This window comes from Pedobacter sp. ok626, assembly GCF_900100435.1.
Lineage (GTDB): Bacteria > Bacteroidota > Bacteroidia > Sphingobacteriales > Sphingobacteriaceae > Pedobacter.
The window spans coordinates 132,228-149,076 of the sequence record NZ_FNEX01000015.1; the positions used below are offsets into that span (position 1 = coordinate 132,228).

Annotated in this window: 11 protein-coding genes; 8 read left to right on the forward strand and 3 right to left on the reverse strand. The window is 39.3% G+C overall.

The window, feature by feature from the left end:
• Positions 1–7: 7 nt before the first annotated feature.
• The 8 genes from BLS35_RS19885 to BLS35_RS19920 all read left to right on the forward strand — a co-directional run bounded on the left by BLS35_RS19885 (position 8) and on the right by BLS35_RS19920 (position 14,724).
• Positions 8–3,514: a TonB-dependent receptor gene (locus BLS35_RS19885; protein WP_090784609.1), complete on the forward strand. Its 3,507-nt coding sequence runs from the start codon at positions 8–10 to the stop codon at positions 3,512–3,514.
• 10 nt (positions 3,515–3,524) lie between these two features.
• Positions 3,525–5,120 (forward strand): RagB/SusD family nutrient uptake outer membrane protein, encoded by a 1,596-nt coding sequence (locus BLS35_RS19890; RefSeq protein ID WP_090784611.1) that lies wholly within the window; start codon positions 3,525–3,527, stop codon positions 5,118–5,120.
• 83 nt (positions 5,121–5,203) lie between these two features.
• The gene (locus tag BLS35_RS19895) at positions 5,204–6,337 is read left to right on the forward strand and encodes a TlpA disulfide reductase family protein (protein ID WP_090784613.1); all 1,134 of its coding nucleotides are present in this window, start codon (positions 5,204–5,206) and stop codon (positions 6,335–6,337) included.
• A gap of 323 nt (positions 6,338–6,660) precedes the next feature.
• Entirely contained in the window at positions 6,661–7,245 is a 585-nt protein-coding gene (locus tag BLS35_RS19900; protein WP_090784614.1) for an RNA polymerase sigma-70 factor, read from the forward strand.
• A gap of 69 nt (positions 7,246–7,314) precedes the next feature.
• Entirely contained in the window at positions 7,315–8,448 is a 1,134-nt protein-coding gene (locus BLS35_RS19905; protein ID WP_165973359.1) for a FecR family protein, read from the forward strand.
• Between the two features lie 210 nt (positions 8,449–8,658).
• Positions 8,659–12,072 carry a SusC/RagA family TonB-linked outer membrane protein gene (locus BLS35_RS19910; RefSeq protein ID WP_132226031.1) on the forward strand — a complete coding sequence of 1,138 codons (3,414 nt, stop codon included), beginning with the start codon at positions 8,659–8,661 and terminating at the stop codon, positions 12,070–12,072.
• Between the two features lie 11 nt (positions 12,073–12,083).
• Positions 12,084–13,490, forward strand: coding sequence for a RagB/SusD family nutrient uptake outer membrane protein (locus BLS35_RS19915; protein WP_090784619.1), 1,407 nt, complete (start codon positions 12,084–12,086; stop codon positions 13,488–13,490).
• Positions 13,491–13,587: 97 nt separating this feature from the next.
• Complete coding sequence (locus tag BLS35_RS19920; protein WP_165973360.1) at positions 13,588–14,724, forward strand: TlpA disulfide reductase family protein; 1,137 nt, start codon at positions 13,588–13,590, stop codon at positions 14,722–14,724.
• Positions 14,725–14,829: 105 nt separating this feature from the next.
• On the opposite strand, the gene BLS35_RS19925 is transcribed toward BLS35_RS19920, so the two are convergent.
• From BLS35_RS19925 to BLS35_RS19935, 3 genes are all read right to left on the reverse strand, one after another.
• Positions 14,830–15,105: a tetraspanin family protein gene (locus BLS35_RS19925; protein ID WP_090784623.1), complete on the reverse strand. Its 276-nt coding sequence runs from the start codon at positions 15,103–15,105 to the stop codon at positions 14,830–14,832.
• 513 nt (positions 15,106–15,618) lie between these two features.
• Positions 15,619–16,200, reverse strand: a complete 582-nt coding sequence (locus tag BLS35_RS19930; RefSeq protein WP_090784625.1) for a hypothetical protein — start codon at positions 16,198–16,200, stop codon at positions 15,619–15,621.
• Positions 16,201–16,247: 47 nt separating this feature from the next.
• Positions 16,248–16,706: a hypothetical protein gene (locus BLS35_RS19935; RefSeq protein ID WP_090784627.1), complete on the reverse strand. Its 459-nt coding sequence runs from the start codon at positions 16,704–16,706 to the stop codon at positions 16,248–16,250.
• Positions 16,707–16,849: the final 143 nt, after the last annotated feature.

The following is a 16,849-nucleotide window of genomic DNA, read 5'->3' on the forward strand; positions in this document are numbered from 1 at the left end:
TAAAATTATGAAATTTTCTGCAGAACCAGCAGAGGGTAGTCAAAGCTATTTGTACTTTTCTACCTCCAGTAAATCACGATATATAATTCGTCAGATTATGCGTTTAAGCCTAATTACAGCTATTATAATTGCTACAACCTTTCAAATCCTGTTTGCTTCAAACATCAAGGCACAGGGGGCGGCTCAGGTTGAAGTAACAATCGAGCTGAAAAATGAGTCAGTTTTATCGGCTATAAAAAAAATCGAAGGACAAACCGATTTCAGGTTTATCTACAGAAACAGCGACATTAAGGATGTAAAGAATTTAAATATACCCTTGGGGACCCGATCGGTTAAAGAAACATTAAACCAGATATTGAGGGCAAATGGTTTAACATTTAGCCAGGTAAACAATAAAATCCTGATTTCCAAAACAGAAACCTATGGTATCCCTACAGAGCAGGCCGATGTGAAAATTACAGGAATTGTACTGGATGATGAGGGACTTCCACTTCCCGGCGTGACCATCATGATTAAAGGAGACCGAAATACGAGCACCGCTACCGATGTAAATGGACATTTTAATATTAACATACCATCAGACGGCAATCAGGTATTGGTATTTAGTTATATAGGATTTAAAACACAGGAAATTGCTGTTGGAACTTCGACCTCAGTCAGGGTGACCATGGTGGCTGCTCCAGGCAGTCTACAGGAAGTAGTGGTGCTGGGTTACTCTGAACAGAAGAAAGCTAACATTACAGGTTCGGTAGCAACAGTGAGCGGAGCGGAATTGAGACAAAGTCCTGCGGCAAATATCAGTAACTCACTTGCTGGCCGTCTACCAGGACTAATTGCTTTCCAGGGATCAGGACAACCAGGAAGAGATGATTCCAGGCTATTAATCCGCGGATTAAGTACATCAGGGAACTCATCTCCACTTATTGTAATAGACGGTATTCCGCAAGAAGCCGTTGACGCCAATGGGAATGGCAAATCTGTTAATGCTAACTTACCGCATATGGATCCCTCAGATATTGAAAGCATTTCAATTTTGAAGGATGCAGGTACAGCTGCGGTATATGGTGCAAGGGCTGCAAATGGGGTCATTCTGATCACGACCAGACGAGGAGATAAAGGAAAACCAAGTCTGAACTATACATTTAACGGTAGCTGGCAGAAACCGACTCAGTTAGCGGATCTTGTGAACAGTTATGAATATGCAACGCTGTTGAATGAGATGTATAAAAATGAGAATAACTTTCTCCCCTCTGCAAACAGGGGCTATACAGATGAGCAACTAGAAGTAATCAGGACAGGCTCCGATCCGGACAGATATGCAAACACCGATTGGTATAGCGCTTTAATGAAACCAAGCAGCTTCCAGCAAAGACAAAATATTTCAGTAAATGGTGGTGGTGAAAAATCTAAATATTTTATTTCCACAGGTTATCTCGACCAAAAAGGACTTTTTGAGTCATCCGGCTACAAACAATATTCTTTGCGTACAAACCTGGATGCTGAGATATCTAAAAACCTGAAGGTAAGCCTGAATTTAAATGGACGAATTGAAAAAACAAAGGATCCGGTTGCGGGTGGTGCGATTGTAAGCCAGTACCGCATGATCTCTCCTCTGATTCCGAGCAGGTTTAGCAATGGCACTTATAATTACGTTTCGATTGTAAGTGGCTTTTCTTCTTTGATTAATGGTAGTCCGTATTTAATCGGACGAGGTGATGCAGGTTATGTAAATACAGATTTAAATGTACTGGAAGGTGTGGGGTCATTAATTTATAATGTTCCTTTTATCAGTGGCTTAACCGCTAAAGGCACGTTTTCTTATAACAAATACCAAACTTATATAAAGAACTTCGCTAAGCCTTATGTCACATCTGTAAGAAATGACAATGGGACGTATACAACCAGAGCTACAGGCAATACAAGGGCTTCATTAACCGAACAATTTATACAGCGGCAAACGGTGCTGGCAGAGGCTTCCCTGAACTATAAAAAAACCTTCGGTAATCATAATATCGATGTACTTGCCCTATACACGCAAACAGAAAACCAGGGAAACAGAATATCAGCATCAAGAGGGAATTTCGCCTCCCCACAGGTTGATCAGCTATTTGCCGGTGACGTCAACAATGATGACAACTACGGTGTTGCATTTAGAAATGCACGCCAGAGTGTAGTTGGTCGCGCAGCCTACAATTATAGTGGCAAGTATCTGTTTGAATTCAGCTTTCGCTACGACGGATCAGATGTATTTCCCAAAGACGACAGATTTGGTTTTTTCCCTGCAGTTTCTGCAGGCTGGGTGCTCTCTGAGGAAGCTTTCTTAAAAGATGTTCCAGTAATCAGTTTCTTAAAGCTAAGGGGCTCATATGGACAACTGGGTAATGACAGGACTGGTCAATTTGATTATCTTAATACCTATACGCTGGGAAGTGGCTTAGATGGTAATTACATTTTTGGGAATGCAGATGTTCAGGCGCTCGTTCCTGGTGTGATTCCAAACGCCTCATTTACCTGGGAAAAAGCCAATATTTCAAATATCGGTTTAGAGGCCCGTTTATTTAAAAATAAATTAGGCATAGAAGCAGATTATTTTTACAAAAGGACAAAAAACATTTTAGGTACAAGATCATTTAGTATACCTGCTACCATCGGTGGAACTTTACCAAGCGAAAACCTGAATATAATTGACAACAGTGGTTTTGAACTGGCAATGGACTACAAGAGTCGTCTTGGCGCAGTAGACTACTTTGTTAAACCAAATGTTACTTTCAACAAGAATAAAGTAGTTTATATGCCTGAAGCTGCCGGGATTCTTCCTTATCAAAGCTTAATTGGCCATCCGTTCTATCTTCCGGCAGGTAATTTAGTTTCACCCGCAGGTTACATCGCAGAAGGACTATATCAATCCAAGGCTGAAATTGCCGCAGGGCCAACACCTTTATACACTACTGTAGCCCCAGGAGATATTAGATATAAAGACGTAAACGGCGACGGTAAAATCACCGCGGCAGATAAAACAATAATTGGTAAAGGAGACTATCCTCAAATCATCTATGGTTTATCTATGGGAGCTAACTATAAAGGATTTGACATCAGTGTGTTGTTCCAGGGTGCAGCCAAAGTAGAAAAATACATGACAGGCTTAGGAGAATGGGCATTTGCAGGAAATGCGGTACCTTCAAAAAAACACCTGGACAGATGGACGCCTGAAAACACAGACGCCTCTTATCCCCGTTTATTCTCAAGCTACAGCAATAATCAGGAAATCTCAAGTTACTGGCTGCGAAACGGGTCGTACCTAAGGTTGAAAAATCTAGAACTGGGCTACAGCATTCCTTCCGCAGCGCTTTCACGCTTAAATATCTCAAGCGCCCGTTTTTTTGTTAGTGGAACAAATCTCTTTACGATCACCAGTTTAAAAGATGTAGATCCTGAGGCATTTGCTTCTTCTTTTGGAGCAGAAAGCTACTTGATCCAGAAAGTGTTCAATCTTGGTTTAACTGTTAAATTTTAATCTATTTAAAATGAAAAGATATTCATTAATCATATTCCTGTTCGCCATTATTTTCGCCTCAGGATGCAAAAAAGACTTTTTAAACAGTCAGCCTCTGGACAGATTCAGTGATGAAGATGTGTATAAAGATTCTACTTTAACCGGCTTATTCCTGAATAACCTTTACACGGGTATTCCGACCGAATTTGCTGGAAGTATGCGAGATGCCTTTAGCGATCAGCTATATTCGAGCGGTAACGTAAGCATTTATCAGAATACTTTTGCTGCTTCAACCGCTCCTTTTGGTATTACAGGAGCCTACAACACGGCGTATATCAACATCAGACGCTGCAATATTCTGATTGCGAATATAGACCGTGTACCAGCAAGTGCAAAATTCAAAAACCGGACAAGAGATGAAGCGAGGTTTTTACGCGCTTTAAACTACTCCTACCTGATCAACTATTTTGGAGCCGTACCTTTGATTACCAAAGCACAGGATCTTGATGAAAATTTAAACGTTCCCCGTAATTCGTATCAAGAAGTCGTAAACTTTATTGTTGCAGAGATGGACGATATCAACAAGGGGCAGTTTCTGGCTTATAAATACACAGGAGCCGACGTCGGCAGAATTACTATTGGTGCCGCTCTTGCGCTAAAGAGCCGCGTATTACTATATGCCGCAGGTTATAACAACAACTGGCAGGCAGCTTACAATGCGGCGAAAGATGTTATTGATATCAGTGCAAAAACCGGTTATGGTTTATATCCAAACTACGAAGCCATGTTTTATGAGGCCAACGATAATAATATGGAAGTGATTTTGGATCACCAGTACAAATCAAATTTCCAGGCTTATCATGTACATCATTATAATTTGCCATGGGGAATTGTTCCTCCAGGGCCAAGTGCATTGAACCAGCCAACTCAAAACATCGTAAATGAGTATGAAATGAATAATGGTAAGATGATTAATGAGTCGGGATCAGGTTATAATCTGAACAAACCTTACGAGAACAGAGATCCAAGATTCTATGCCAGTATACTTTACGACGGATCTACCTGGCTTGGTAAAACGCTGGATTTCATACCAGGATCCAACTATAATCCTTCTTTTGCTCCACTTGCTACTGGTTATGCATTAAAAAAAATGCAGGATCCGACATTCGACCCAATGGTGACTACAAAAAGTTATGGGGGCGGTCAGAATTACATCTTAATCCGCTATGCTGAAATTTTGTTAAATTTCGCTGAAGCAGCTTATAAAATCGGGCTGACTGAGGATGCCAGAATCTACGTTAATAAAGTTCGTAAAAGGCCTAGTGTAAATATGCCTGATATCCTTCCCGGAGAAATTACATTGGAAAAAATCATGCATGAGCGCAACATTGAACTGGCATTTGAAGGGACCCGCTTATGGGACATTCGTCGCTGGAAAATGGGGCCTCAATTACTGGGAACGCCTATTAAAGGGATAACAATTACGCAAAGTGGTACCAATCCGCGCCAGTATACAGAGTCAACAGTACTTCAAAGAACCTTTACTGACAGGCTATACCTTTTCCCTATTTATCAGGCCGAGGTGGAAAAAAACCCTGCATTGCTACCTAATAATCCAGGTTGGTAATATCCCCCAACCTATTGTCTTAAAATCAGAAAACAATATGCAGCATTATCCCTGCATGTTGTTTTCATTTATCATCACACAACATGAAAAACAAAACAGCAATCATCATCCTGGCTGCGGGCCTGGTGCTTAGCCTAGCCCATTCTGTTCAGGCACAAAAAAAGGGATTTACCATCAACGGAACCATTACCGACCTCCCTTCGGGAAAAGTGTATCTGGCCCACGAAAATGAAAAGAAAGAAATCATTACGGATTCGGCTAAAATTGTAAACAATCGCTTTGTATTTAAAGGCGCTACTACATCCCCCGCGTTTTACAGCATTTATATTACGGATAAACAAAGGGGATCAAACTTTGTGGTGGAAAACAAAAACCTGACCTTTACCGCAACTAAGGATTCATTATATAAAGCAAAAGTAACTGGCTCTGAACTTTATGATACTTACATGAGTTTTTACAATGTCGACTGGAAACCAATTACAGCAAAAGCCGGCGACATATACCAACGTTTGAACAAAGCTGAAAAGGAAGGAAAAATGAAAACAGATTCCTCCATAAGGAAAGGTTTCGACGAAGAATTTAAGGCGTTGGGCGTCTTAAATGACACCGTTGTAAATGCCTATGTAAGGAAAAATAGAAACTCTATTGCCTCGGCAATGATAATCCTGGATAGGTATATCAATTATCCTTACTTTGATAACGCAAGAGCATTGATGCCCTTATTGAGTAAAGAGGTACAACAGTCGTCTTTCGGAAAACAGATTTACGCAGCATTGGCGCTTGATGAAAAAACAGCGATAGGTAAAGTTGCACCAGTATTTTCAATGGCAGATACAGCTGGTAAAATGATAAGTCTTGCTGACTTTAAAGGGAAATATGTGCTGATTGATTTCTGGGCAAGCTGGTGTGGTCCATGCCGTAAAGAGAATCCAAATGTGGTAGCCGCTTATAAAAAATATCACGATAAAGGTTTCGAAATACTAGGAGTTTCTCTTGACGGCTCTAAAGCACCATGGTTAAAAGCTATCGCAGCAGATGGGTTAATATGGAACCATGTTTCAGATTTAAAAGGATGGAAAAATAGTGCTGCCGCTATATATGGTGTAAAATCAGTACCTGCAAGTTTTTTAATCGGTCCTGACGGAAAAGTTATTGGTAAGGATTTGAGGGGCGAAGCCCTACAAGCTAAATTAGCAAGCCTATTTGTTGAGAAATAAGCGAGCATTTTTTAAAAAAAATTAGATAAACGGCCCTGCAATACATAATTGCAGGGCCGTTTTGTATGCTCCGCATCAGCGAGAGCATCTATTTCGGTCTTTCTAAGTCATTATTAACGAGACTAATTGCCAAAATCAAGCTATGAAGGTGTTCGTAATAAGCAATTAGATTAGCACGTTCTGCATTCGGTAATACACAGCTTTTGGTATTGAAACTTTGTTGGATCATTATATGAAAACTAATTTCAAAATCAATTTTTTAATTCCAAAATGGCTCTCATATCTTGTTAAGTTTGTATAAATTCGTGTATTATATCTTTGAGATGTTAATCTATACTAAGCGAAGTGATGAAGAATTGATTGTGCTTCTTAGAGAGGGGGATAAAATTGCGTTCAGTACACTTTATAGTCGTTATAAGGGATTGTTATACGTTTATGCTTGTAAAATCATCAAGGATTTTGACCTCGCCGAGGATTTGGTGCAGGAGGTTTTTATTTCCGTTTGGGATAAGCGAGATGCTATTAATTTCAAAACATCGATTTCTTCTTACCTATATGCAGCCGTTCGTTACAGGTTTTTTGATTTGATAGATAAGCAGAAAGTCAAGTCCGACTATGTGCAGTCATTCCAGTTGTTTCTGGATCAGGGAGAGTTTTTAACAGACAACTATATCGCTGAAAAGGAGTTGGCAAAAATCATCGAAAATGAAATTGCCAGACTTCCGATTAAGATGCGTGAAATATTTGAACTCAGCCGGAAATTAAACCTGAAAAACAAGCAAATTGCCGAACATCTTGGAATTTCAGAGAAAACAGTCAAAAATCAGATTAGTCTGGCAATGAAAGTTTTACGCGATAAATTAGGGGTGCTTGGTTTTTTATATTTCTATTATTTCTTCAAATACTAAAATTTATCCGGGACTTTTGTGTCCGTTAACCTACATATAGTTGAATATACCAGCTAAATGCAGCAACTAATGGAACAACTTGACGCTAGAAAACTAATTCAACGATACCTAAACGATGATTTAAGCCATGAGGAGCAGCTTATTGTCGAACAATGGTTTGCTAAAAACTTGGAGGATAGTGGTTATATTCCGGATTATTCACGCATTATTGAGGCTGACAACAGAATTTGGTCAAATCTGAATACGCATATAGAAGATGAAAAAAATAAAAACAAACCTATCAGATTATGGCCTCGAATTATTTCCGCCGCAGTAGTTTTGTTTATACTCTCCTTCATTACATATTTTTTCCTCTACAAGCCAGATCGGACACAGCAGCTGGTAGAGATTAAATCCAATGACATTTTACCAGGAAAAAATAAAGCGATACTTACATTGGCTGACGGTAAGAAGATTTTCTTATCTGATGCAGAGAAAGGTATAGTTGCGCAGCAAGGAGGGGCCGAAATTACCAAGCGTGGACAAGGCGGGCTCTCCTACCATGTTGCAGATAAAAAATCCATTAACCCTTCACTGTATAATACCATGAGTACGCCCCGGGGTGGTACGTATAAGCTGATACTAGAGGATGGAACTCAGGTGGTTTTAAATGCAATGTCTTCTATTACTTACCCAACTAGCTTTGCAGGTACAGAACGTAGAGTCGTCCTACATGGAGAGGCCTACTTCAACGTTACGCACAACACTAAAAAACCATTTAAGGTCGTTTCTAACGGACAAACGGTACAAGTACTGGGTACCCAGTTTAATGTCAGTGCTTATAAGGACGAACCAACAACCGAAACTACCTTGCTAGTCGGAAGTGTAAAGGTTACAAATGATCAGCTGGAGACAGTTTATTTAAAGCCTGGACAACAATCCAGAGGAGCGGAACATTTAACGCTCGCTACAGATGTAGACGTAAATGAGGCCATTGCCTGGAAAGATGGATTTTTCCATTTTAACGATGCTGATGTACCAACTGTAATGCGAGCTTTATCCAGATGGTATGATGTAGATATTGAGTATCAGGGAAATCCGACCAAAAGGCGGTTTACAGGTGATATTCATAGAGATATGACAGTCTCTAAAGCTTTAGAGGTGATTTCCTTATTGAAAATAAGATTTAGAGTGGAAAAGAAGAAAATTATTGTCATCCAATAGCCTATTACAAATCAACTAATTATAACCTAAACCAAAACAATTATGACCAGATTTTTACGACGACAGTGAGCCCAAGGCTAGGGTAACCGTAAAAGCCGCGGAAGTGTTGACGCACCTCCGCGGATAGAATTCGGGCCAACCCATTTTCCTACCAGTGGAAAAGATGATTTGAAGATCAAACTTAGTATTAACCCAAACAATGCAAATGTAATGAATTTTAATTCTACTGCTACTGCTATGCCCGATGGCGCATGGTATTTTCTAAAAAAACTCCTGCTAGTCATGAAGTTGACAATACTTATCTTACTTGTAAGCTTGCTTTCTGTAAGCGCTAAAACTTTCAGTCAGATTAATCTGCGTGAAAAAAATATTCCTTTGGAGCAGATACTAAAGAAGGTTCGCAAACAAACAGGATATACTTTCATATATGAGTCAAATTTATTGAAAAAAGGAAGTCTTGTATCTGTAAATCTTACGGATGTATCACTTGATGAGGCGTTGAAAGCAATTTTTAAAAACCAACCACTCACCTATAAGATGGTGGACAAAAACGTTATTGTCCAGAACAGCGAGTCAACGTTTATAGATAAGGTAACTGACCTGTTTAAATTGCAGATTTCTATAAAAGGGATGGTGACTGGCGAGGGACATCCTTTGGCTGGTGTAACCGTTTCAGTTAAGGGCTCTACGAGATCGACGGTAACCAACCTAAAGGGTGAGTTTACTTTAAATAATCTGAATGAAGATGATGTCCTGATATTTCGTTATATCGGATATATCAACCAGGAATTGCCGTTGAAAGACAGGAAGTCCGCAAATCTTTCCATAGCACTTCAACCAAGTAATACAAAACTTGACGAAATACAAGTTGTAGGTTACGGGCAAGCGACGAGTCAGCGACTAAGTACGGGATCAATAGCGAAAATAAGTGCTGCAGAAATCGAGAAGCAACCCGTTACTAATGTATTGCAAGCGCTATCTGGACAAGTTCCAGGCCTCCTCATAAGCCAATCCAGTGGTTCTCCTGGTTCAGGTGTGGCAGTTCAGATTCGTGCGGCTACCTCGCTACCTGCAGTTGTCAGTGGTGTAGCAACTACCGGTACTTCTCCCCTATATATTATAGATGGTGTACCTTTTCTGTCTGAACCTGTCTATTCAGCTGGAGGCAATACAGTTGGATATCTGAAACCATCATACGGCAACAGTCCTTTGAATGCAATTAATCCAAGTGATATCGAGAACATTGAGATACTTAAAGATGCAGATGCGACTTCTATATATGGTAGCCGTGGTGGAAATGGAGTTGTGTTAATCACTACTAAAAAAGGCAAGCCGGGAAAAACGAAGTTGGATGTTAATCTTAGTAAGGGGATTTCGTCTATCTCAAATTTACACCGGGTTAAAAACATGACGTTGGAACAATATCTTGAAGTTCGTCGTGCAGCCTTCGCCAACTCCGGAGTCGTACCAACTACGACTAATGCCCCCGACCTTACAATTTGGGATACAAATACTTCAACGGATTTTGAGAAAGTATTGATGGGCAAGACTGCGCAAACAACAGATGCTTCGACTTCCTTTTCCGGAGGAAGTACACAAACAAACTTTCTTTTAAGCGGAACTTACCACAAAGAAACGACCGTGATCCCAGGCGATTATAGTTACGATAGAGGCGCTATACACCTCGCTGTTGAGCATAATTCTTTAGACCGAAAATTTACAGCCAAGATTACATCTATGCTTGTGTTGGATAAAAACAACAATGTTTCGCGACTTGGGCAAACAACTGATCTGGCATATATTGCATTTACGCAGGCTCCAAACTTTCCACTGTATGATGAAACTGGGCAAAATCTTTACTGGATTAATCAGTCGGCGCTCTCCTATCAGAACCCTTTGAAATTTTTATATCAGCCTTATGAGGCAAAAAACAACAATTTGATCGGTAGTATCAATCTGAAGTATTCGCCAGTTGAGGGGTTGAATATCAGATTGAATTCTTCCTATAATAAACTGGTAGCGGACGCCAGAAATCTCAATTTGTCAAAAAGTATTAGTCCTTTCACAACCACGTTACCATCGGCAGCTTTTCAACAAAACACCGCAACCACATGGAACGTAGAGCCGATGGCTGATTATACCACAAAAATTGGTCAAGGTACCCTTAATATACTAGGAGGGGCTACCTTTCAGAGCAATCAATACGATCAGCCATTTTATATCATTGGAACTAATTATACTTCTGATGCACTAGTTAATTCCATTTCAAACGCTGGGACGGTACGTACATATAATTTTGACTCTGATTACAAATATCAATCAGTCTTTGGAAGATTAAATTACAATTGGCACAACAAGTACATCGCAAATCTAAATTACCGGTATGACGGTTCTTCTAAATTTGGAAATAATAACCGTTTTGGTAGTTTTGGTTCGGCGGCATTAGCCTGGATTTTTACAGAAGAAAACTGGATCAAGGATAAGATAGCATTCTTGAGTTATGGTAAGCTTCGTTCCAGCTACGGTATTACTGGAAACGATCAGATCCCTAATTACTTGTATCTAGACACTTATAGCACTTCTAATTACACTTACGGAGGTATTTCCGGACTAAATCCTACTAAGCTGGCAAATCCAGACCTGAAATGGGAAGTAAATAAAAAGCTGGAAGTTGCCATGGATTTAGGTTTCTTCAAAGACCGCATATTGGTTACGGGGGCATATTATGTAAACAATACCGACAACCCCCTGGTAAGTAGTCCAGTTACCGGAGTTACCGGGTTTACATCAATGTACGCTAATATGCCAGCAAGAATTCAACAGAAGGGATTGGAATTTACGTTGACTACCCAAAATTTCAAATCAAAAAGTTTTAGCTGGACGACAAACTTTAACATTAGTTTTAACAAAAGCACATTAGTTTCATTTCCAACAATAGCAAATACAGCATATATCAATTATATGGTGGTTGGCAAGGAAATGAGTACAATTTATGCCAGAAAATATACCGGGTTATCTGCTCAAGATGGTTTACCGACATTCCTTGATGCAAACAATAATGGATCTACATCATTAAATGAAAGCGGTTTGGCCGACAATGGCTTAGGTGATTATGTTGCAATTGGCAAAACGAACCCTGATTTTTTTGGAGGAATGAACAACAGTCTAAGCTATAAAGGTTTTCAACTGGATTTTCTTTTTCAGTTTACAGGAAAAAGTACAAAATACAACATCGATTATTATACGGGTATTGCTCCTCCAGGATACAATCCCATTAACATGTCAAGCTACGCATATGAACTCTTTAAAGCTACCGACGGGAAAATAGCCACACGTACAGCTGGGATCAATATCGATGGAACTCCTTATAACAGTTATTATAAATATACGCAATCTGATGCAATGGTCAGTAACGGTGCCTATCTGAGATTGAAAAATGTTGCGCTTTCCTACAATTTTAAGAACGACTGGATTAAAGCCCTGCATTTGGGCTCGGCGCAAGTATTTTTGCAAGGACAGAATCTCCTGACTTTTACAAACTTTAAAGGTTATGATCCGGAGAGCCCAGCGAGTAATATACCACCATTGACAACATTTGTGGCAGGTCTTAAATTCTCATTCTAAATCTAATCAGCATGAAAACTACTAATCTTTTATATCGCATATACTTATCAGTCTTTATCGTTGCGGCTTCCTTTGCAATAAGCGGTTGCAAAAAATTTGTTGATGTTGGCGCTCCAAACAGTCAGCTTGTTTCTGCCACAGTTTATATTAATGACGCCACATTAAAATCGGCGCTTGCAGGACTATTCAGTCAAATGGCCAATGAAACCTCTACGAACTTGCAATTCAATTTATCGTTTGTAACAGGAAATTCAGCAGATGAGATGAAATTCTATATCCCAAACGAAACTTATGATGGTTTCATTACGAATAGCATTTACGACGACAATGCTACTGTTCAAGGGATGTGGAATTCCTCTTACGCACTGATTTATAAAGCAAATTTAATTATAGAAGGTGTTCAGTCAAGTAAAGAAGGTTTGACTGATGCTATGAAAAAAGAGGCAATTGCCGAAGCAAAGTTTGTGAGAGCATATTATTATTTCTATCTCACCAATCTATGGGGAGATGTTCCATTGGCACTCAGCACAAATGCAGTAGTCAACAATACACTATTTCGGAGTCCAAAGGCCGAGGTCTATAAACAAATTATCCAAGATCTTATTGATGCCAGAGATGGATTACAGGCAGATTATAGTTACGGGGCTGGCGAGAGAATAAAGCCTAACAAATATGCCGCTATTGCACTTTTAGCACGAGTTTACCTATATACCGGAGACTATGTAAATGCACAATCTAATGCCTCTACCGTCATCAGTTACACCACTTTGTATAACATCTTGCCTACCGCTTCTTTAACTGGAATATTTGTAAAAAACAATACAGAAGCTATATTTCAACTAAATTCCGCTGCTTTTGTTGGATTTACACAGGAAGGGCAAACTTACGCACAGGGAAGTACACAAGTACCCATGTACCAAATATCTGATTATTTGCTAAATGCTTTCGAAACAGGTGATAAAAGATTCTCGAGTTGGGTGGGAAAATCAACTTATCAGGGTGTCGATTATTATTATCCGTCCAAATACAAGCAAAAAGTACAAAACAGCACCGCATTGGCGGAATATCCTACTTATTTAAGATTAGGCGAGCAATATTTGATACGTGCGGAAGCGAAAGTAATGCAAAATGACCTGGACGGTGCCATATCAGATATTAATGTAATTCGTAATCGTGCAGGTTTACTTGTCACTAGTGCCGTAGCGAAAGCAGATATTATACTTGCTATCGAACGCGAGCGTAGAATAGAATTGTTTGGAGAATGCGGACACCGCTGGAATGATTTAAGGAGAACAGGAAGAGCCGGGACAGTCTTAGGAGCAATAAAACCTTTGTGGAACGAAAATGCTGTACTTTATCCCATCCCAAGGTCTGAACGGCTTAACAACAACAACCTGAGCCAAAATAAGGGATATTAAAAACATCCCCCATTATTTGACACATCTAACACTGTAACAATCATTCAATTAAAATTGAATGATTGTTACAGTTCTTTCTACACTCAATTGTTATCATATGAGAAAAATATCTTTGATGTTCCTGTGCTTTATTTTAATGGGTACATTTAACCTTAAGTCGCAGGAAAAAACTGCTGGCTATACTATCTACGGGGACGTGACAGCTATTCCAGATGCTGAAATGGTTTACCTAACAGCTTCAAACTTATCCGATAGTGCAAAAGTAAAAGATGGTAAGTTTGCTTTTAAAGGATTTATTGGTACCCCGGAGAGAGCCGCTCTTCGTCTGAAGCATCGTGGACAAGGGAGAATTACAACGATCATCCATGAAGACAATTTGAAACTGTTTCTTTCGAACGGCAAAGTTTTTGTAAAGTCTGCAGACAAGTTTAACACATCTACTATCAATGCCGGGAAATTACATGATGAGTATATCACTTATTATGCAGGCTTATTTAAGATCTATAACGCGATGCAGCCTGTAAATACCAGGTATTATGCTTATGCAAGAGAAAATAACACCAAGCTTATGCAGGAAACCAAGGTTAAATTAGATTCGCTTCGTGCAATTGAATTTGCCTACGCAACGGACTTCATCCGAAAAAAGCCAAAATCACCCATAGCGCTTTACGCAGTGCAAGAACTTGCCAAACCTATTGCAAATCCGCCGGATTTCCCATCAGCATTTTTGCTACTCGACACTTCACTCCAACAAACTCCATTAGGAAGATCGCTCCAAAAGATGATTGACGTTAAAAATTCATATGTAAAAGGACATCTCATTCCTGATTTTGCACAACCCGATCTGTCTGGAAAATTAGTGAAAGTCGGTGATTTTCGGGGCAAGTACCTATTCATCGACTTCTGGGCTTCGTGGTGCGGGCCATGTCGACTAGAGAATCCAAATCTAAAGCGGAGTTTCGAAAAATACAAAAATGATGGATTCGTTGTACTAGCTGTATCTATTGACGAATCTAAGGAAAAGTGGATTAACGCAATCAATCAAGATGGGACTGATAACTTTATTCATGTTGGCGATATGAAAGGCAGGGCAAATTCAGCTGCTCAACTTTTAAAAGTTAGCAGTATACCTCAGAATTTTCTAATCGATCCTTCGGGAAAGATTCTTGGCAAGAATCTCCATGGTCTTGACCTTGATAACGCATTGGAAAAAATATTTAATAATTTAAGATAATTCTCGAAAAAGGCCATGATTTACACTGCCCCAAATCGTGTCTAACTTTTTGGGGCAGCGTAAGATTGCAGGGCCGTTTTGTGTGCTCCGCATCAGCGAGAGCATCTATTTCGGTCTTTCTAAGTCATTATTAACGAGACTAATTGCCAAAATCAAGCTATGAAGGTGTTCATAATAGGCAATTAGATTAGCTCGTTCTGCATTCGGTAATATGCGGCTTTTGGTATAGAAACTCTGTTGGATCATTCTCCAGAGATATTCGAGACTATCGTCGAGTGAATAGGTTTCAAAAAAATTCTTTAAGGTAGTTTTTACAAACGTATCAAGCTCAGCTTTTGTTCCTGATGGTCTTTTGTGTAGAAATTGGTCGGGTGCATACATATGCTCATTTTTTTATGGTTCAAAAAATGAGTCTCAGCAGGGATTTAGAGAAAGCTATAGTGGATTGGTTTTATCGCACAATAACGAAAGTGTACTGTAGCAAGCTCTAAATACCGCACTTATGGGCTTACCACAGCCTTGGGAACGGGTTTACATAGAGCCTATAACGCTACAGTGCACTTGCGAAAGTACAACAATATTTGTTATAGGCATTAATCTACTGTCTCTTCCCGTACTTGTGGTAATTTATAAGTGGAGACTCTGAATTAATACCTCATTTAAGAAGTATGATCTGTTATTGTCGTTTCTTTATTTCATTGGCTAAGGGTTTTAGGTCGTTTTAATCAGGTTGTATTTTATCAGGTTATTTAAGCAAACCTCCCGAGAAAATTAACAATAAACCCTACTTAGCTGAAATTTGGTGGAAAACGCAGTAAAATTGCCTTCCGACAAAATAAAATATCGAGGAGCATTAATTCGGATTTTACATCTTTAAACAATGAGGCACCCAACTTATCCCTCGATAATTTTTTCTATCTCTTGAGGATTAATGTCGCCGATCTGATTTCGAATTTTCCATCCCGGCCACCATGATCTCGTTGAAGTCGAAATTGTTGCACCAGGTATTTCATTGGTTAGCTTCGTTAGTTCTAACTCAACCAAACCTTTGTTTTTATTGTATAAAGATTTTGGCATAGCGATAATAATTCCTTCCTTAATCTCTTCCAGACGGGGAAAATTGTACAATTTTACAAATATATCAGGCGGCATATCTTCGTCGCATACTCGATTCCAATCAGGTGCCCATATTTCTGTATGGGAAAAGTCGGGGATCTTATCCCTTGTCTTCACATTGATGTATTTTGTAGTCCACTTGATATTACTTTCCTCGTTCCATTTCATTCTCCCAAAACCAAGCCAACGGTTTTCAAACTCATAACTTTGAAATGAACGGATAAATGCGGGTTCACTAGTTAAATTTATAAGTGCGTCCAACGAAGGCAAAAGGGCTTTCCATTTGTCCCATAAATATAAATTCGCCTCTGTTTTAGTATTAATTACCCAAAGTTTGTATGTTCTATATTTCCACTTCATTTATTGCATTTAAGAGTTATTTACGAATTGTCCGACTTTATGAGCCTCTACAGGTTTCTAAAGAGATCGGCTAATACAACGTCATTTTGAATCAGCCCTATTTTATGTATGTTATCCTTTGTGCCAAAAGTGGTCACCATTACTGTAAAGATAGTCTTTGAATATCCGGTTCTCGTTCTGAATACCTGTTGCTTACTCCTCAGTATTTCGGCATACGGTTTATCAATTATAAATTCAGAATTTGAGAACTTCATTTCACATAGACTTATACAATTGTCTGCCCGATCAATAAGTAAATCAATTTGAGCTCCTGAATCACCTTTTCCAGGAACATATCGCCATATTGAATCTTCCGTGTAAATTCCAGAAATCCCCAGAGCATACTTAATTTGACGAACGTGTTTTAGACAGACACTTTCAAAAGCCATACCACTCCAACTCTTCCATGTTTGTGTAGCAGATAGCTTCAACCAAGTACCCTCACCTGTAGCCCTGCTATTTTCCATATACTTCAGATAAAAACAAGAAAACTCATCAGAGAGTTTATAAATGCTATCTCTTACGCTCTTGTCATAGGGTAAATAAGCAGATATAAATCCAGATTCTTTAAGCTCTTCCAGTAACAGCGATGCTATATAAAAATCTGTAA